This window comes from Streptomyces sp. SCSIO 75703 (assembly GCF_036607905.1).
Classification (GTDB): domain Bacteria; phylum Actinomycetota; class Actinomycetes; order Streptomycetales; family Streptomycetaceae; genus Streptomyces.
The window spans coordinates 6,033,522-6,050,002 of sequence record NZ_CP144555.1; the positions used below are offsets into that span (position 1 = coordinate 6,033,522).

At 74.9% G+C, this 16,481-nt stretch carries 15 protein-coding genes; 5 read left to right on the plus strand and 10 right to left on the minus strand.

The features are described 5' to 3' along the window. Window positions 1-2: 2 nt before the first annotated feature. Both VM636_RS26650 and mgtE read right to left on the minus strand, forming a co-directional pair. Window positions 3-854, minus strand: coding sequence for a HEAT repeat domain-containing protein (locus VM636_RS26650; protein WP_078856237.1), 852 nt, complete (start codon window positions 852-854; stop codon window positions 3-5). Window positions 855-965: 111 nt separating this feature from the next. Then, on the minus strand, window positions 966-2,333 hold the full coding sequence (mgtE, locus tag VM636_RS26655; protein ID WP_030422849.1) for a magnesium transporter: 1,368 nt from the start codon (window positions 2,331-2,333) through the stop codon (window positions 966-968). A 1,379-nt stretch (window positions 2,334-3,712) separates the two neighbouring features. On the opposite strand from mgtE, the gene VM636_RS26660 reads away from it, so the two are divergent. Then, the gene (locus VM636_RS26660; protein WP_338485889.1) at window positions 3,713-4,498 is read left to right on the plus strand and encodes a GntR family transcriptional regulator; all 786 of its coding nucleotides are present in this window, start codon (window positions 3,713-3,715) and stop codon (window positions 4,496-4,498) included. 18 nt (window positions 4,499-4,516) lie between these two features. Here the strand turns inward: VM636_RS26660 and VM636_RS26665 are convergent, their stop codons facing one another. Then, window positions 4,517-5,662 carry a DUF6596 domain-containing protein gene (locus VM636_RS26665; protein WP_338486461.1) on the minus strand — a complete coding sequence of 382 codons (1,146 nt, stop codon included), beginning with the start codon at window positions 5,660-5,662 and terminating at the stop codon, window positions 4,517-4,519. An 8-nt stretch (window positions 5,663-5,670) separates the two neighbouring features. After that, a complete protein-coding gene (locus VM636_RS26670) occupies window positions 5,671-6,078 on the minus strand; it encodes a YciI family protein (RefSeq protein WP_030423374.1) in 408 nt (135 codons plus the stop codon). 248 nt (window positions 6,079-6,326) lie between these two features. Here VM636_RS26670 and VM636_RS26675 point away from each other — a divergent pair, with 248 nt between their 5' ends. The 3 genes from VM636_RS26675 to VM636_RS26685 all read left to right on the plus strand — a co-directional run bounded on the left by VM636_RS26675 (window position 6,327) and on the right by VM636_RS26685 (window position 9,310). After that, window positions 6,327-7,313: a zinc-dependent alcohol dehydrogenase family protein gene (locus VM636_RS26675; RefSeq protein ID WP_338485890.1), complete on the plus strand. Its 987-nt coding sequence runs from the start codon at window positions 6,327-6,329 to the stop codon at window positions 7,311-7,313. Window positions 7,314-7,514: 201 nt separating this feature from the next. Then, window positions 7,515-8,504, plus strand: coding sequence for an EamA family transporter (locus VM636_RS26680; protein WP_234312865.1), 990 nt, complete (start codon window positions 7,515-7,517; stop codon window positions 8,502-8,504). A gap of 71 nt (window positions 8,505-8,575) precedes the next feature. Next, window positions 8,576-9,310: an SOS response-associated peptidase gene (locus VM636_RS26685; protein WP_030423377.1), complete on the plus strand. Its 735-nt coding sequence runs from the start codon at window positions 8,576-8,578 to the stop codon at window positions 9,308-9,310. Window positions 9,311-9,447: 137 nt separating this feature from the next. On the opposite strand, the gene VM636_RS26690 is transcribed toward VM636_RS26685, so the two are convergent. From VM636_RS26690 to VM636_RS26710, 5 genes are all read right to left on the minus strand, one after another. Continuing rightward, window positions 9,448-10,830, minus strand: coding sequence for an MFS transporter (locus VM636_RS26690; protein ID WP_030423378.1), 1,383 nt, complete (start codon window positions 10,828-10,830; stop codon window positions 9,448-9,450). Between the two features lie 51 nt (window positions 10,831-10,881). Then, window positions 10,882-11,805: an amidohydrolase family protein gene (locus tag VM636_RS26695; protein ID WP_030423379.1), complete on the minus strand. Its 924-nt coding sequence runs from the start codon at window positions 11,803-11,805 to the stop codon at window positions 10,882-10,884. A 19-nt stretch (window positions 11,806-11,824) separates the two neighbouring features. Beyond that, the gene (gene ligK, locus VM636_RS26700) at window positions 11,825-12,508 is read right to left on the minus strand and encodes a 4-carboxy-4-hydroxy-2-oxoadipate aldolase/oxaloacetate decarboxylase (RefSeq protein WP_053913211.1); all 684 of its coding nucleotides are present in this window, start codon (window positions 12,506-12,508) and stop codon (window positions 11,825-11,827) included. Between the two features lie 121 nt (window positions 12,509-12,629). After that, window positions 12,630-13,655, minus strand: coding sequence for an amidohydrolase family protein (locus tag VM636_RS26705; protein WP_030417742.1), 1,026 nt, complete (start codon window positions 13,653-13,655; stop codon window positions 12,630-12,632). Further along, complete coding sequence (locus tag VM636_RS26710; protein WP_338485891.1) at window positions 13,652-14,845, minus strand: 4-oxalomesaconate tautomerase; 1,194 nt, start codon at window positions 14,843-14,845, stop codon at window positions 13,652-13,654. The genes VM636_RS26705 and VM636_RS26710 overlap by 4 nt, the downstream gene beginning before the upstream one ends. Window positions 14,846-15,028: 183 nt before the next feature. On the opposite strand from VM636_RS26710, the gene VM636_RS26715 reads away from it, so the two are divergent. Continuing rightward, on the plus strand, window positions 15,029-15,709 hold the full coding sequence (locus VM636_RS26715; RefSeq protein WP_053913209.1) for a GntR family transcriptional regulator: 681 nt from the start codon (window positions 15,029-15,031) through the stop codon (window positions 15,707-15,709). Between the two features lie 295 nt (window positions 15,710-16,004). On the opposite strand, the gene VM636_RS26720 is transcribed toward VM636_RS26715, so the two are convergent. Beyond that, window positions 16,005-16,136 carry a hypothetical protein gene (locus VM636_RS26720; protein ID WP_338485892.1) on the minus strand — a complete coding sequence of 44 codons (132 nt, stop codon included), beginning with the start codon at window positions 16,134-16,136 and terminating at the stop codon, window positions 16,005-16,007. Window positions 16,137-16,481 lie beyond the last annotated feature (345 nt).

The following is a 16,481-nucleotide window of genomic DNA, read 5'->3' on the forward strand; positions in this document are numbered from 1 at the left end:
GCCTACCGCTCCTCCCCGCCGGACGCGCCCGGCTCGCCTGACGTCACCGTCCCACGCGAGGCCACCGCCCCGCCGCATGACGCCCCGTCGGAAGCGACCCGCTCGCCGGGCCCGCCGTCACCGCCCGCCCCGCCGGTGTCGGCCGGGTCACCGGTCGCGTCCCTCCCGCCGGAAGGGTCACCGGCCGCGCCGGTCCCGCCCGCCCCGCCCAGGGCGACGACGCGCTTCGCCTCCTCGACGGCGTACGCGAACCCGGCGTCCGGGTCCAGCCACAGCCGCCGCGTGGCGATGGCGTGCTCGCGCACCCCCGGGTCGGGAGCGCTCACCGCGGCGTCCAGCACCGGCTCCATCGCCGGTCCGAGCGCGATCAGCGCCCGGCTGAGGCTCAGCCGCAGCTCGGTCCCCCCGCGCCCGAGCTGCGTCGCCAACCCCGCGGCCAGCTCCCCTTCCTCGCCCTCGGGCACGAGCACCACCGCCGCCCGCCAGGCGCTGCGGGCCACCTCGTCGTCCACGTCGGACAGCAGCGCCGGGGTGAGCGCGGGCCAGGCCCGGCGGTCCCCGATCTTGGACAGCGTGTGCAGTGCCTGGCTCCGCGCCCGAGCCGGGCCCGAGCGCACCGCGTCGAGCAGCGCCGGGACCGTCGCCGACGCCGCGTGACGGGTGAGCGCCCAGGTCAGCATCTCGCGGACCGAGAAATCGGGCTCGACCGCGCACCGTCCGACGAGCGGGCCGACGAACGCCGGGTCCGGGGACGAGCCGATCTCCAGCGCCACCCGCAGCCGGACCGACGCGTCGTCGTGCTCCAGCCCCCGCAGCGCCCGCCGCGTGTGCGTGTCCTGTGCCGCCTCGGTCATGGGGACCACCTCCTCCGGCCCAGTGAAGGGCTTGTCACCGTGTCAAGGTCAAGCCGGAGCCGGCCGCCCGTCGCCCGCGGGGGGCGGCGGGCGACGGAGGGGCGCGCCGGGTCAGACGCCCAGGACGGCCTTGGCGGTGAGGAAGTAGATGATCAGTCCGGTGGCGTCCACCAGGGTGGTGACCATCGGGGCGGAGACGACCGCCGGGTCGATCCGCAGCCGTTTGGCCAGCAGCGGCATGGCGCCGCCGATGGTCGCGGCCCAGCCGCAGATCAGCACCAGGGTGATCCCGACCACCAGGGCGATGTCCGCGCTGACGAAGACCGTGCCCACCACCAGGCCGAGCGCGGCCAGCAGCGAGCCCAGCACCAGCCCCACCCGGCACTCGCGCCAGATGACCCTCAACAGGTCGGAGCCGCGGACCTCGCCGACGGCCAGGGCGCGGACGCAGGCGGTGGCGGCCTGGGCGCCGGCGTTGCCGCCCGCCCCGATGAGCATGGGGATGAACAGGGCGAGCGCGGCCACCTGTTCGAGCGTGGCCTCGAACGCCTGGGTGACCCCGACCGTCAGGGTCGCCGCGACCAGCAGCAGGCTCAGCCACAGGGCGCGGTAGCGGGCGAGCTGCCACACGGTGGCGGCCATGTAGTGCCCGGCCCAGGGCGCGGCGCCTGCCTGGCGGGCGACGTCCTCGGAGTCGGCGGCCTCGATGACCTCCACGGCGTCGTCGATGGTGAAGAGCCCGACGAGCCGGCCCTCGCTGTCGACGACGGGCAGGTTCAGGTCGTTGGTCTCCCGCATCAGGCGGGCCGCGGCCTCGGCCGAGTCGGTGGCCCACGCGTAGGCGGGCTCGGTGACGACGAGGTCGGAGACCGGCGTGTCCAGCTCGTTGAGCACCAGTTCGCGCAGTTCGACGATGCCGGTGAGCCGGCGGCCGGAGTCCACCACGGGCAGCGTGTACACCGTCTCGGCGTCGGCGCCTTTGCGGCGCACCGTCCGCAGGGCCTGTTCGACCGTCAGGTCCTGCGGCAGCGCCACCGTCTCCGGCGTCATGAAGCGGCCCACCGAGCCGTCCGGGTAGCCCAGCAGGGCGGAGGTCATCCGCCGTTCGTTCGGGCTCAGTCCGGCCAGCACCCGCTTGACGACCTTCGCCGGGGCCTCCTTCAGCATCCGGGCCCGGTTGTCGGGCTCCATGCCCTCGACGAGGTCCCGGAAGGAACGGTCCCGCAGCCCTTCGAGGATCTGCTGCTGGACGACCGGTTTCAGTTCCTCGAACACGTCGAGGGCCCGGTCCTTGGTCAGCAGCCGGAAGGCCACCCCGGCGTCGACCGCGTCCATGCGTGCCAGTTCGTCGGCGATCACATGGGGTGGATACTCCTCCAGCCACGCCTGGGCGGCGTCCAGCCGCTGGTCCTTGACGATGGTCCGCAACAGCTCGGTCGGCTCCGCGTCCGAGCCGGAGGGCAGGGGTGCTTGCGGCATGACGGCGTCCTCAATACAGCAGGGGTTGACCAGGGACATCAACGAGACGGCGCGAGGAGCCAACGGCGCCGCCGCTCCCGTGACGACGGCCGGGCGCTCCTACGCGGTATACGGACTGGGAGGTTCACCGAGCATCTCAGTGACACCTCCTTCGTCCGGACGCGGCACCGCCGGTGCACCGGCCGAAGGGGAAGAGCGCCCTCGGACCGCGTCGGTGCAAAAACGACCGGTGGCACCCGCGGCCACCGGTACGTCCGGGCTCGAGGGCCGGCTTCCAGCACATCTCATGGTCCCTTCCGGATCGTGTACCGCCGCGGGGTGGTCTCCCCCCATTGCTACGGCATTCGCCCCCGCACGCCGCCACCGGGTCCCGTGAAGTCGTCGGCCGGCGTTCCCCGTGAACGGCGGGGCCCGCGGTGGACACGTCCGACAGGATGGTCAGATTGCGCAATCAGGCAACCAATCCGACCACCATAACCCAGCGCGGGACCGCGACCGAACCCGGTGGGAGCCCGCCCCCGAGCACGCCTGGTTACACGCCGAGTGCACGCCCGGCTGCTACGACGCCGAGGGGCGCGGCCGGCCCAACGGCCCGACCGCCTGCCCGCACGGTGCCTTAGCCTTCCGCGAACTCCTGCGGCGGTGGCGCGAGGAGTCCCCGGGCGCGGTACCTCCGGCCCCGGACCGCGGCGCGGCCCTGAGCACGGAGCGCCGCGCCCCTGCCGACGCCACCGCGACCGGACCGCGGTGGCGTCGACGGCCCTTTCGCCGGGGCGGGTTCAGACCGCCGGCCACCCGTCGCCGGGGGCCGCCGCCCGGCTGGAGAACGCCCGCGCCGCCGTCGGTCTGTGCGTCGCCCGGGGCGTCGCCGCCACCACGGGCGAGCGGACCGGACGGGCGAACGGGGCGGGCCGCCCCCGACGGCATGCGCCCGGCCGTCCGGGCCGCCATGCCCGACGCGACGCCGAAGAGGGTCGTCGAGCCCCGCGCCCGGCGCACGCCCGAACCGGGCGCCGGCCCCGCGACCGCGCGGGCCGATCCGCGGAGGCCCCCCGCGCACCGTCCTCGCCATGCCCCCGCCGGGCCGGACGAGCCGCCCGGCCCCGCGCCGGAGGGGGAACGGGCGTCCCGCGCGCCGCACGAGCACCGGAACGGACGCTTCCGGCCGGCCGCCCCCACCCGCCCGTGGACCGCCACGCGCCGCCGCCGGCTCGCCCCACCCCCAGCGAATTGCCTCTTTGGCAAGTGCCTTGCCTGCCGGGCAATCGCCTGTCTATACCTGATCTCAGCACATTCTGCCGACCCCGGCAGGTGCGCGTCCCCGCGGCCGAGGCCGGCCCGCCGGGGACGGGGGACGACGCGGGAACGGAGAAGGGGACGTGACCACGGTGACGGCCGGACGGCACGGGCTCCCGGGTGTGAACGGGCTCCCGGGCATCAGGCGGGATGTCCCCACGGCGATCCACGTCCAGGTCTCGGAGCACATCCGGCTGCGGATCGCCGGCGGCGAGTGGCCGCCGCACTACCGTCTCAAGAGCGAGCCGGAGCTGGCCCAGGAGTTCGGGGTCAGCCGGGGGACGTTGCGCAGGGCGCTGACGACGCTGATCGAGGAGGGGTTGCTGCGCCAGGTGCGGGGGCGGGGCACGTTCGTGACGTCGACCACGATCGAGCCGGCGATCGCGCAGAAGCTGAGCACGCTGTCGGAGGATTTCGCCGATCAGGGTGTGGTGACCACGACGACGGTGCGTGAGTGCGCGCTGATCGCGCCGCCCAGGCCGGTGGCGGCGCTGCTCGACGTGGCGGCGGGGACGCGGGTGCTGCGTCTGGTGCGGGTGCGGCGTACCGAGCAGGGGCCGGTGGCGTTGTTGTCCAACTTCGTGCGGACCGACCTCGCGCCGGGGATCGAGGAGGTCGACTTCACCTCGGCGAGTCTGTTCGGTGTGCTGGAGGGGACGTACGGGCTGAAGATCGCGACGGCTCGCCGTACCTTCGGCGCGGAGGCGGCCGGTGCGGACGTGGCCGCTTCCCTGGATCTCGCCGAGGGCGCTCCGGTGCAGTACCTCCAGCAGGTGACCTACCTCGCCGACGACCGGCCCGTGGAGTACTCCGACGTCTGGATCCACAGCCGCCGCCTCGGGGTCACCCCGCTGCTGCTGCGCCGCTGACGCGGCGGGGCCGGGCCGTCAGCGGTCCCGGCGGGCGTTGAGGCGGGCGGCCTGGCGGTTCAGGTGGTCGCGTTCGGCCGCGTTGGGCGCCTGGTGGGCGGCCTCGGCGTAGAGCCGGGCCGCCGTCGCCGGATCGCCGTCCCGCTCGTGGAGGTACGCGGCGACCGCCGTGTACCGGGGCAGGGAGGCGTCCAGTTCCGCGAGCGCCGCCAGGCCGGCGCGCGGCCCGTCGGCCTCCCCGACGGCGACGGCCCGGTTGAGCCGGACGACGGGGCTGCCGGTCAGGCGGGCCAGTTCGTCGTACCACTCCACGATCTGCGCCCAGTCGGTCTCCCCGGCGGTGGGCGCGTCCGCGTGCAGGGCCGCGATCGCGGCCTGCGCCTGGAACTCGCCCAGCCGGTCGCGGGCCAGGGCCGCCCGCAGGATCGCCACGCCCTCGGCGATCAGGGCGGTGTCCCACCGGCCGCGGTCCTGCTCGGCGAGGGGGACGAGGCTGCCGTCGGGCGCGGTCCGGCCGCCCCGCCGCGCGTGGTGGAGCAGCATGAGGGCGAGCAGCCCGGCCACCTCGGGGTGGTCGCAGACCGCGGCGAGCTGCCGGGTGAGCCGGATGGCCTCGGCGGCGAGGTCCACGTCACCGGAGTAGCCCTCGTTGAAGACCAGGTAGAGGACGCGCAGCACGGTGGCGACGTCGCCGGGCCGGTCGAACCGCACGTCCGAGACGGTGCGCTTGGCCCGGCTCACCCGCTGCGCCATGGTCGCCTCGGGCACCAGATAGGCGCGGGCGATCTGGCGGGTGGTGAGCCCGCCGACGGCGCGCAGCGTGAGCGCGACCGCGGACGACGGCGTCAGCGACGGGTGGGCGCAGAGGAAGTAGAGCCGCAGCGTGTCGTCCACCGCGGACGCGGGCCCCGGCGCCGGCTCCTCCTCGACGGACTCCTCGCGGCGCCGACGGGCGGCGTCCGCCCGGGTCGCGTCGAGGAACCGGCGCCAGGCCACGGTGACCAGCCAGCCCTTCGGGTCACGCGGCGGATCGGACGGCCAGACGCGGACGGCCTCGACCAGGGCGTCCTGCACGGCGTCCTCGGCCGCCGCGAAGTCCGCCCCGCGACGGACGAGGATCGTGATCACGCTCGGGGTGAGGCCGCGGAGCAGGGCCTCGTCCACGGGTGTCGTCACTCCGTGATGGTGGGCGGCGCGGTCAGGAACGGGCGCACCTCCAGCCACTCGTGGATCGGCTCGCCGCCCGCTCCGGGGGCGGCGGACAGTTCGCCGGCCAGTTCGACGGCCCGCTCGTGGCTGTCGACGTCGATCACCATCCAGCCGGCGATGAGGTCCTTGGTCTCCGGGAAGGGGCCGTCGGTGACCGGCGGGCGCCCCTCGCCGTCGTAGCGGACCCAGGACCCCTCGGGGGCGAGGGCCTGCCCGTCGACGAACTCGCCGGTCCTCTCCAGCCGGGCCGCGAAGTCGGACATGTACTGCACGTGGGCCGTGATCTCCTCCGGCGTCCACCGGTCCATGGGCACGTCGTTGACCGCGGCCGGTGCGCCCCGGTAGTGCTTGAGCAGCAGGTACTTCGCCATGGTGTCCCTCCTCGGTGCTGTGCGGCCATTGTGGTCGCGTTCACCCCGGGGACGGAGCCGGCCACGGCTTCTCGACATCCCCGGCCGCGCTTTTTCCCACGTTCGCCCCGGGGGCGGGGGCCGGGACCTGTCCGCCGGGGGAGCGGCCGAGGCCGGTACCGGGCGCGGTGCCCGGCCCCTCTCGCGGACGAAGGCGCCGGCTTCGTACGATGGGGCGGTCTGACACCGTGCGGGCCGAGGGGGCGTGGATGCTGGCCGTTGTCGCGGGGGCGCCCGGCCGGCTCGGCGAGGTGCTGAGCCTGCGGGAGACCGAGGGGCCCGGGGCCCCCGCCGCCGGGGAGGTGGTCGTGCGCATGCTCGCCTCGACCGTCAACCCCTCCGACGCGGTCACCGTCTCGGGGGCGTACGGGTCACGGACCTCGTTCCCCCTGGTCCCCGGGTTCGAGGGCGTCGGCGTGATCGACTCCGTCGGGCCGGGCGTGCCCGCCGACGCGGTGGGCCGGCGCGTGCTGCCGCTCGGTTCGGCCGGGAACTGGCAGCGCTACAAGCGGCTCGGCCACTCCTGGTGCGTCCCGGTGCCGGACGACCTCCCCGACGAGGTCGCCTGCTTCGCCTACGTCAACCCGCTGACGGCCACGCTGATGGTCGAGCGGTTCTGCCCGCCCGGCACCCGGAACGTCGTGGTCACGGCCGCCGCCTCGGCCATCGGCGGGCACCTGGCGGAACTGCTCGCCGACCGGGGCGTCCGGCCCGTCGGCGTCATCCGGGGAACGCCGGGGCGCGGTGTGGCCGCGCCGGACCGGTGGCGCGAGGTGATCCGCACCGACGACGCCGGGTGGCGCGACCGGCTGCGGGCGGCCGTCGGGCCGCGGGGCGCCGAGACCGCCTTCGACTGCGTCGGGGGTGGGACGGGCGGCGACGTGTACGCGCTGACGTCGGCCGGCGGTACGTTCGTCCACTTCGGGCTGCTCTCCGGAACACCGCTGCCCGCGGGACGCCTCGGCGGCCCAGGCGGCGCCCGCGTGGAGCTGTTCCGCCTGCGCGACACCGTGCACGGCGACGAGGGGCGCGATCTGCCCGCCCTGTTCGCGCCCGTCTTCGAGCATTTGCGGCACGGGCGCCTGCGCACCGCCGTGGGAGCCCGCGTCGGCCTGACCGGACTCCCCGGTCACCTCCGGAACCCGGCCGGCCCGCCGCATCGTACGGGGAAGATCCTCGTCGACGTGTGGAAGTGACCGCCCGGCCGGCCGCACCCGCCGCCGTGCGCCCGGTCGCCCGACGGCCCGAATGCCCCACGGCCACCCGGTGGACCGACCCACCCGATCAAGGAGGCACTCCTGTCCGGGACCAGCCCCTCAGCGACACCGCGCCCCGCGCCGAAACGGCAGGGGGCCGCCCGGCGGCAGCCCGGCCCGGCACGGCCCACGACCGTGTCCGTGAGGGCGGGGTCGGTGTGCGTGCTGGTCGCCTCGGTGCTGTGGGGCACCACGGGCACCGCCGCGACGTTCGCCCCGGAGGTGGGGCCGCTGGCGATCGGGGCCGTCGCCATGGGCGTCGGCGGGCTGCTCCAGGCCCTCGCCGCCGCTCCCCGCATCCGCCGCGATGCCCCCGTGCTGCGCGCGCGGCGCGGTGTCGTACTGCTCGGCGCGGTCACCGTGGCGGCCTACCCCCTGGCCTTCTACACCAGTATGCGCCTGGCCGGTGTGGCCGCCGGGACCGTCGTCTCGATCGGCTCCGCCCCGCTCGCCTCCGCGCTGACCGAGAGGGTCCTCGACGGCCGCCGCCTCACCCGCCGCTGGATCACCGGCGCCGCGCTGGGGCTCTCCGGAACGGCCCTGCTGTGCGTGGCCCAGGCCATGGGCGCCCCCGCGGGGCCCGGTGCCCGTTCGGCCGGGGCGACCGTGCTGGGCGTGGGCCTCGGCCTCGTCGCCGGGCTCACCTACGCCCTCTACTCCTGGGCCGCCCACCGCCTGATCAGCCGCGGCGTCACCGCCGGGGCGGCCATGGGCACCGTCTTCGGCAGCGGCGGTCTGCTGCTCGTCCCCGTGCTGCTGCTCACCGGCCGGCCCCTGCTGGCCTCGTGGTCCGACGCGGCCGTCGGCGCGTACATGGCGCTCGTCCCGATGTTCCTCGGGTACGTCCTGTTCGGCCGGGGACTCGCCCGCGTCCCGGCGAGCACCGCGACCACCCTGTCCCTGCTGGAGCCCGCCGTCGCGGCCGTCCTCGCCGTCCTGGTCGTCGGCGAACGCCTTCCCCTCCTGGGCTGGAGCGGCATCGTCCTGGTCGTCCTCTGCCTCGCCGTCCTCACCGCGCCCACCCGGGGCAGGGGCCCGCGCCGGGGGCCCGCGGCGCGGAACACCGCCGCCGCGCCCGGCGGCTTCGAGGAGCCGGCCGCGCCACCGGGCCCGGCGCCCCGGCAGGGCTGACCCCGGGACTCCCAGCCGGGCCGGCCCCCGAACCGGAGCGCGCGCGGGGCCGGTGGTGGCACAGTGGCGGCATGTGTGGCCGTTACGCATCCACCCGCAGCCCCGAGGACCTGGCCGGGCTCTTCCACGTGACCGACTGGCACCCCGCGGAGACACTGGCCCCGAGCTGGAACGTCGCTCCCACCGACCCGGTGTACGCCGTCCTGGAACGGCCCGCCCGCGACGACACCGGCCGGGTGCGGCGCGAGCTGCGCGCGCTGCGGTGGGGACTGGTGCCGTCCTGGGCGAAGGACCCGCGGATCGGCTCGCGGATGATCAACGCACGGGTGGAGACCGTGCACGAGAGGCCCGCGTACCGGCGCGCCTTCGCCAAGCGCCGGTGCCTGCTGCCCGCCGACGGCTTCTACGAATGGGACCCCGTCGAGGACGAGGCGACGGGCAGGATCCGCAAGCAGCCCTACTTCATCCACCCCGACGACGACCAGGTCATGGCCCTCGCGGGCCTGTACGAGTACTGGCGCGACCCCGCGGTCGAGGACGCCGACGATCCGGCCGCCTGGCTGCCGACCTGCACCATCATCACCACCGAGGCCACCGACGAGGCCGGCCGCGTGCACCCCCGCATGCCGCTCGCCCTCGCCCCCGGCGACTACGACGCCTGGCTCGACCCGGGACACCGGGACACCGGCGACCTGCGCGCGCTGCTCATCCGGCCCGGGGGCGGACGGCTCGACGCCCGGCCCGTCTCCACGGCCGTGAACAGCGTCCGCAACAACGGCCCCCACCTCCTCGACCCGGCCCCCTGAGCGGTACGGCCCGCCCGGCCCCCGTCCACCACGGCGCGGCGGCGGTCCGTACGCCCCGAGCGCCCGCCGGACGGCGGGCGCTCGGGGCCGGGCGGCGCGGAGCCCTGGCCGGCGGGCCCGGCCGTGCCGGTCCGGCCTCAGGACGCCGCGGTGGCCGAGTGGGGCAGTGCCCGCTCCGCGGCCTCGGCGGCCAGCCGCCGGCGGCGCGTGGCCGGACCGAAGAGGGCCAGGACGATGGCGCCCACGGTCCACGTGCCCGCGATGAACATGAAGACCGCCTCGTAGCCGATGCCGTTGTAGATGCCGGCGATCATCAGCGGGCCCACCGCGTTCGACAGGCGGCCGAGTCCGTAGGCGATGCTCGTGCCCAGGGAGCGGCCGTTGGTGTTGAACAGCTCGGGGGAGTAGGCGTACGCCAGGGCCGTGTAGCCGCGCTCGAAGAGGTTGACGAGGAAGCCGAAGACCACGATGAGCACCGGGGTGAACGTCAGCCCGTACATCAGGCCGGAGGCGGCGATGACCAGCCCGAAGACCACCAGGCACCACTTGCGTTCGAACCGGTCGGTCACCATCGCCGCGAGGAAGGAGCCCAGCGGCGCCCCGACCGTGGTCAGGGCCACGTAGAAGATCGAGTCCTCCACGCTGACGCCCTCGGCGGCCAGCAGGGTCGGGGCCCAGCTCGAGTAGCCGAAGAAGCCGATCGTCTGCGTCACCCACAGGACCGACAGCAGCAGCGTCGGGTACAGGAACTTCCGGTCCTTGAGCATGCCCAGGCCGGGCTTGACCACCGGGCCCTGCGGCTTGGGCTCCTGCGCCGCCGGCAGCTCGCCGTGCTCCGCCGCCGCGCCCGCCTCGATGCGGGACAGGACGGCCTCGGCCTCCTCGTGGCGGCCGCGGGACTCCAGCCACTGCGGGGACTCCTCCAGCTTGCGCACGAAGAACAGGAAGAACACGCCGAGCGAACCCCACAGGTAGACCAGGCGCCAGGACCAGTCGGACATCGGCACGACGGCGGAGGCGATCAGGTTGGTGGCGGGGGTGCCGCAGATGCCGATGACGATGGCGTACGCCTGGTACTTGCCCCGCTTGGCGCTGGGGAACAGCTCACTGATGTACACGACGGCGACGACGGTCATCGCGGACAGACCGGCCGAGGTCAGCACGCGGAAGACGCCGAGCGACCAGATGTCCCAGGCGAAGACGCACGCGAACGACCACACGGTGAACCACAGCGTGGTCACGGTCAGGGTCCGCTTGCGTCCCATCCGGTCGGCCAGCCCGCCGGCCACGATGGCGCCGACGAACATGCCCACGAAGGACGTGGACGTCACGTAGGCGACGTCGTTGACCTGGGCACCCCACTGCTCGCGCACCACCGGTGCCGTGATGGCGAAGGTGTTGATGTCCGCGAACTCGAAGAAGTAGGCGAACGCCACCGCGACGAGGGTGGTCTTGTGGAACTTGGAGATCGGCAACCGGTCGAGCCGGTTCGCCGCGTTGGTGGTGCGGATGTGCTGCACTGCACGCTCCTGAGAAGGGGGGCCCGGCCACATGGCCGGGCCGGGAGGACGTCAGCGGGCCTCTTCGGGCCAGTAGAGACGCAGGGGGTTGTCGACGAGCAGCGCCTGCCGGCGGGCCTCGGTGGTCGCCACGTGTGGGATGTGGTCGACGAGCAGCCCGTCGTCGGGCATGTGGTCCCTGAGGTTCGGGTGGGGCCAGTCGGTGCCCCACAGGACCCGGTCGGTGAACTCCTCCACGACTTTGCGGGCGAACGGCACCACGTCCCGGTAGGCGTGCCGCTCCCCGTCGAGGGCGGGCGGGCCGCTCACGGTCAGCCGCTCGGGGCAGGAGACCTTGACCCAGACGTCGTTGGCCTCCACGAAGCGCAGGAAGCGCGCGAACTCGGGGCCGTCCGGGCTCCGGGTGACGTCGGGGCGGCCCATGTGGTCGATGACGAGAGGGACGGGCAGGGAGGCGAAGAACGTCTCCAGACCGGGCAGGTCCGCCGCCTCGAAGTAGAGGACGACGTGCCAGCCCAGCGGCGCGACGCGGCGGGCGATGGTCTCCAGCGCCCCGGTGGGCGCCGCGTCCACCAGGCGCTTGACGAAGTTGAAGCGCACGCCGCGCACGCCTGCCTCGTGCAGGCGCCGCAGTTCCCCGTCGCCGACGTCGGGGCGGACGGTCGCCACCCCGCGGGCCCGCCCGCCCGCGGTCAGCAGGGCGTCCACCAGGGCGCTGTTGTCGGCGCCGTGGCAGGTGGCCTGCACGATGACGTTGCGGTCGAATCCGAGGTGGTCGCGCAGGGCGAACAGGTCGTGCTTGGAGGCGTCCACCGGCGTGTACTTGCGCTCGGGGGCGAAGGGGAAATCGGCGCCGGGGCCGAACACGTGGCAGTGCGCGTCGACGGCTCCGGGCGGCGGGACGAACCGGGGCGTGCTCGGGCCGCGGTACCAGTCGAGCCAGCCGGGGGTGACCGGGAAGGCCGGGTCGGTCATGGGAATGCTCCTCGGGGCGTCAGTCGACGTAGGTCAGGCCCAGTTCGGCCAGCGGGCCGCGCATGGAGTACAGGTCGAGGCCCAGCTCACCGGCGCGGAACCGCGCCCGCTTGCCCTCTTCGGCGGCCTCGCGCGCGGCGGCGGTCTCGGCGACCTCGGCGGCCCGTGCGGCGGGGACGACCACGACGCCGTCGGCGTCGGCGACGACCACGTCACCGGGGTCGACCAGCGCGTTGGCGACGACGACGGGGACGTTGACCGAGCCGAGGGTGGCCTTGACGGTGCCCTTGGCGCTGATGGCGCGGGAGAAGACGGGGAAGTCCATCCGGCGCAGGTCGTCGACGTCACGGCAGCCGCCGTCGATGACGAGACCTTGGGCGCCGCGGGCGCGCAGCGAGGTGGCGAGCAGCTCGCCGAAGAAGCCGTCCTCGCTCTCGGTGGTGCACCCGGCGACCACGACGTCGCCCTCGCGCACCTGCTCGGCGGCCACGTGCAGCATCCAGTTGTCGCCGGGCTGCAGGAGCACGGTCACGGCGGTGCCGCAGAGCCTCGCGCCCTCGTAGACGGGCCGGATGTAGGGGCGCATCAGGCCGAGGCGGCCCATGGCCTCGTGCACGGTGGCGACCCCGAACCGTGACAGGGCCTCGACCGCCGCGCGGTCGGCGCGTTCGACGGTCCGGTGGACGACTCCGAGCTGGTGCATGGTGGGGCTCCTGGTTCCTGGCGGGGCGGGGAGGGACGGGGAGAGACGGGGAGAGGGGAAGGGGGGCGGGGCGGGGGAGGGCCGGCGGGGCGCCGCCCTCCCCCGCGGCGCGGGCGGGGGCTCAGCGGCCCTGGGCGGTGAGGCGGGCGTCCAGCAGCGGGAAGACCCGCCGGGCGTTGCCCTCCTGGAGTGCCGACAGGTCCTCGGGGGACAGGCCCGCGTTCTTGACGTAGCGGTAGGTGTCGTCGAAGTAGTGGCCGGTGCGCGGGTCGACACCGCGGACGGCGCCGATCATCTCCGAGGCGAACAGGAGGTTGTCGAGGGGGATCACGTCCAGCAGCAGGTCGATGCCCGGCTGGTGGTAGACGCAGGTGTCGAAGAAGACGTTGCGCAGCAGCGACTCCTCCGGGTCGGGCCGGTCCAGCATCTGCGCCAGGCCCCGGAAGCGGCCCCAGTGGTACGGCACCGCGCCGCCGCCGTGCGGGATGATCAGGCGCAGCTCGGGGAAGTCGGCGAACAGGTCACCCGCCATGAGCTGCATGAACGCGGTGGTGTCGGCGTTGAGGTAGTGCGCCCCGGTGGTGTGGAAGGCCGGGTTGCAGCTCGTGGAGACGTGCACCATGGCGGGCACGTCCAGCTCGACGAGCTTCTCCCAGACCGGGTACCAGGAGCGGTCGGTCAGCGGGGGAGCGGTCCAGTGGCCGCCGCTGGGGTCCGGGTTCAGGTTGACGGTGACGGCGCCCAGGTCGCGTACGGCGCGCTCGATCTCCGGGACCACGGTGGCCGGGTCCACGCCGGGCGACTGGGGCAGCATCGCCCCGGGGACGAACCGGTCGGGGTACAGCTCGGAGACGCGGTGGCACAGGTCGTTGCAGATGCGGGACCAGGCCGAGGAGGTCTCGAAGTCGCCGATGTGGTGCGCCATGAAGGAGGCGCGGGGGGAGAAGACGGTGACGTCGATGCCGCGCTCGTCCATCAGCCGGAGCTGGTTGGTCTCCAGCGACTCGCGGATCTGGTCGTCGCTGATGACGGGGCCGGCCGGGTCGGGTGCCCGCACCGGGTCGGTGAGGGCGGCGGCCTGGGCGTCGCGCCAGCGGCCGAGCGGCGCCGGGGCGGTGGTGTAGTGGCCGTGGATGTCGATGATCACGCGGGCTTCTTCTCCTGAACGGTGGGAACGGGGTCCCAGACGGAACGGGGGACGAGGACGTCGCCGGCCATGAGCAGGCGGGCGGTGCGCAGCAGCGCGGAGCGCGTGATCCGCCGGGGGTCGTCCGGGTCGCGCGCCAGAGTGACGGCGAACTCGCCGGACGGGTGCTCGACGGAGACCGTGGGCCGGGCACCGGAGACGGCGGCGGCCACGTCGTGGGCGACGCTGCCGTCGAGTACGCAGGCGGTGGCGGCGGTGACGGCGGCCAGGACGCCGATGGACTGGTGGCACACCCGGGGGATGAGGCTGCGGGTGGAGAGGGTGCCGCCGTGGCGCGGCGGCGCCACCAGGGTCATCTTCGGGTAGTTGCGGGCCGTGACGTCGCCCAGGCCCATGGCCGCGCCGCACACCAGGCGCAGCGCCTCCACCCGGGCCCGGAGGGCGTCGTCGGCGTCGATCTCGGCCGGTGTCTCGTAACCGGTGGCGCCCAGGCGCTCGGCGGCCACGATCGCGAGGGGCTGGCCGTTGTCGATCAGGGTGACGTCCACGGGACCCACCCCGGGCACCTCCAGGGTGTCCCGTACGCGCCCGGTGGGCAGGAGCGATCCGGCGACGGAGCCGGCGGTGTCCAGGAACCCGATCTCGACGGGCGCGGCGGTGCCGGGGACGCCGTCGATCCGGGCCGGCCCCGCGTAGGCGACGTGCCGGGCGCCCGAGGGGCCGGCCGGGGTGGCGACGGTGATCTCGCTGACCATGCCGGTGTTGCGGGTCAGTACGCGGGCCGTGGTGTGGTCGGCGGTGGGCGTGATCATGCCGGTCTCGATGGCGAACGGCAGGACGGCGGCGAGCATGTTCCCGCAGTTGGACGAGGTGTCGACGACGTCCCCGGCGGGCTGGACCTGGGCGAAGGTCCACTCCAGGTCGACGCCGGTGGTCCCGGTGGCCGGGCGCACGATGCCGATCTTGCTGGTCAGGGGGTGGGCGCCGCCGACGCCGTCGATCTGCCGCGCGTCGGGCGAGCCGATCGCCGCCAGCAGGACGGCGTCGCGGACGCCGGGGTCCTCCGGCAGCAGCCGTGCGTCGAAGAACGGCCCCCGTGACGTGCCGCCCCGCATGAACAGGCAGGGGATCGCGGTCTGGGAGCCGCGCCGGGTGACCTCGGGGGCCCCGGCGGCTGCTACGGCGGGCATGTCGGCCGCTCCTTCGTCAGTCGGGGTATGCAGAGGAAGCTAAATCATCAACGAGATTGTTGACAAGATGTTTCGATAAAATTGCCGACCTTGGGGGGTCCCGGATGCGGCCGCACCCGGCCCGCGCACTAGGGTTCTCCCTGCACGAGTCGCCGATGGAAGACGAGGGAAGAGGTCGACCGAGTGACGGACAAGCTTACGGGCGCCGCCGGCCGCCAGTACGTGGCGGACGCCATCAGGCAGGCCCTGCGCTCCGGGGACCTCGTACCCGGGCAGAGGCTCGTCGAGAACGACCTCGCCGAGTCCTACGGGGCCACCCGCGGCGCCGTCCGTGAGGCGCTGCAGGACCTCGCCGCCGAGGAGATCGTCGAGATCGTCCCCCGCCGGGGCGCCCGGGTCCGCGCGGTCTCCGTCGAGGAGGCCATCCAGATCACCGAGTGCCGCTCGGTGCTGGAGCAGCTGTGCGCCCGCAAGGCGGCCGAGCGGGCGGACGAGGGGCAGCGCGCGGAGCTGAGCCGGATCGGCGCCGACATGCGCCGTGCCGTCGCCGACGGCGCCTGGGACGCCTACTCCGCCCTCAACCAGCGGCTGCACGAACTGGTCGTCGAGGCCAGCGGCCAGGAGGTCGCCCGGCGGCACCTGGAGCGGCTCAACGGCCCGATGGTGCGCTTCCAGTTCCGGCTGGCCCTGCGCCCGGGGCGCCCCGCCCAGTCCCTGCCCCAGCACCTGGCCATCATCGACGCGGTGGTCGGCGGCGACGCCCCGGCCGCGGCCCGCGCCGCCGCGGCCCACCTGGACGACGTGATCGAGCAGCTCCGCGCCTCGGCCGGCCCCGCGCCCGCCCCCGCGTCGCCCCGGCCCTGACCCGAGCGGCCCGGCCCGGTCGGCGCGGCCCCCGGCGGCTCCGCGACGAGGAGGTCCGCGCCCTGCCGAAGGGGGTCTTGGCGCCCCTGCGCCCCGTCCCCGCCCCCCGGCGTGCCGGGGGCCATGGCGAAGGGCGGGGGCGGGATGCGCGGCATCGGGCGCCGGCCCGTCGCGTGCGACGGCACGCTCGTGCCGAGCGGCCCGCGGGCGGCGGCACCCCGATGGCTCTGGAGACCGGCTGCGGCCTGCCCGCCCGGACCGGTGAGGCGGGCTCCGTGCCAGGGGTGACGGACCGTCAGTCCTGGTCGAGGGTGGCGGGAACCGCCGGGACCCGGCGGTTCCCGTCCTTCGGCGGAGGCGGTTCGCGTGGGGCGAGGAGGGCAAGTGTGGGGCGGACGGTGAGGGTGTTGTGGGTGGGCTTCGCCACCGCTTCTCCGAGATGACCAGGGCCGCCGCGAGGGGTGCGTCGGAGCGGCCCTCGGCCCTGTGCGACGGCACCTCGCGCGCGCCCGGCCGTGCGTGGCGGGCGTGGTGGGTGGGCGTGCCCGAGACCGCCTCGGGGCCCCTCGCCGTTCCGGCGCAGGCCGCCTGCCGCGGGGCGGCGGCGGACACGCGGTCCTCGAGCGGGTGGCCGACGCCGCCGCTCCGGCCGGCGGAAACCTCCCACGCGTACACCCGGTCCACGGAGCGGGAGGGCGCGAGCGCGGGGCTGATGCCGCCGGGCAGGGGCCCCGGTACGGCCCGCGGTCCCTCGTCGGTGGGCGCGGCGGAC

Coding starts and splice junctions, on each gene's coding strand:
- mgtE (WP_030422849.1), bottom strand. CDS start 2,333: ATGCCGCAAGCACCCCTGCCCTCCGGCTCGGACGCGGAGCCGACCGAG.
- VM636_RS26670 (WP_030423374.1), bottom strand. CDS start 6,078: ATGGCGAAGTACCTGCTGCTCAAGCACTACCGGGGCGCACCGGCCGCG.
- VM636_RS26650 (WP_078856237.1), bottom strand. CDS start 854: ATGACCGAGGCGGCACAGGACACGCACACGCGGCGGGCGCTGCGGGGG.
- VM636_RS26685 (WP_030423377.1), top strand. CDS start 8,576: ATGTGTGGCCGTTACGCATCCACCCGCAGCCCCGAGGACCTGGCCGGG.
- VM636_RS26695 (WP_030423379.1), bottom strand. CDS start 11,805: ATGACCGACCCGGCCTTCCCGGTCACCCCCGGCTGGCTCGACTGGTAC.
- VM636_RS26675 (WP_338485890.1), top strand. CDS start 6,327: ATGCTGGCCGTTGTCGCGGGGGCGCCCGGCCGGCTCGGCGAGGTGCTG.
- ligK (WP_053913211.1), bottom strand. CDS start 12,508: ATGCACCAGCTCGGAGTCGTCCACCGGACCGTCGAACGCGCCGACCGC.
- VM636_RS26710 (WP_338485891.1), bottom strand. CDS start 14,845: ATGCCCGCCGTAGCAGCCGCCGGGGCCCCCGAGGTCACCCGGCGCGGC.